The sequence below is a fragment of the Mucilaginibacter psychrotolerans genome (genome assembly GCF_004519315.1).
Taxonomy (GTDB): Bacteria; Bacteroidota; Bacteroidia; order Sphingobacteriales; family Sphingobacteriaceae; genus Mucilaginibacter; species Mucilaginibacter psychrotolerans.
In genome coordinates this window covers 1-889 of sequence record NZ_SOZE01000088.1, presented here as the reverse complement: position 1 = coordinate 889, position 889 = coordinate 1, and the positions used below count along the sequence as shown (strand labels likewise).

Annotated in this window: 1 protein-coding gene; it reads left to right on the top strand. The window is 38.4% G+C overall.

Annotated elements, in window-relative coordinates:
* Window positions 1-115 precede the first annotated feature (115 nt).
* Window positions 116-880, top strand: a complete 765-nt coding sequence (locus E2R66_RS28145; protein ID WP_134738026.1) for an IS5 family transposase — start codon at window positions 116-118, stop codon at window positions 878-880.
* Window positions 881-889 lie beyond the last annotated feature (9 nt).

The following is an 889-nucleotide window of genomic DNA, read 5'->3' as shown; positions in this document are numbered from 1 at the left end:
AGAGCCTGTTTAAAAATGGCTGAATAAAATTGTTCTGTGTTGAAAAGTTGATAAAAAGGCCATCGCTAATCGGTCAAATAAATACTAATTGTGAATAACGACAAACGCAGTTAGTATGAAAAATTATCCAACCGATTTAAGCGATAACCAGTGGCAATTTATAAAAAAGACCTTACAGTTAGACGACCGTAGGCGAAAACATGATTTACGGTCGATTTGGAATTCGATCCAGTATCTGTTGAAAACAGGGTGTCAGTGGCGAATGTTGCCGAAAGACTTCGCCAAATGGCAATTGGTTTATTACTACTATAAGAAATGGTCTGATTTAGAACAGTTTGACCTTTTGCTATCAAAGCTTAGGGAATGTGTCCGTGTAAAAATGGGGCAAAATGCTGAAGCCAGTTTAGGCATATTGGATAGCCAGAGCGTAAGATGGGGAAACAACAAAGCCTTGAACAGTTTCGATGGCAACAAGAAAGTAAAAGGCATCAAACGCCATGTCATCGTAGATAAAAATGGCTTTTTAATTGCTGTAATGGTAACAGTAGCGAATATTCACGACAGTAAAGCTGTCATGTTGATGATGCGGGTACTGAAAGAAATGCTATGCAGTATTAACGTGATCATAGCTGACGGCGGATACCGGGGTGAGATCATTGAACAGGTAAAGAAAAGTTTCGGTTATCTTATCCAGGTAGTTATGCGTTCTGATGATAAGAAAACCGGGTTTAAACCAGTCCACAAAAGATGGGTGGTCGAAAGAACTTTTTCTTGGTTCGACAACGATAGAAGGTTATGCAGAAACTATGAACTGCTGCTTGAAACTTCTGAAAATATGGTCAAACTCGGTGCTATAAAATTATTATTGAACAAAATTTAAACAGGCTCT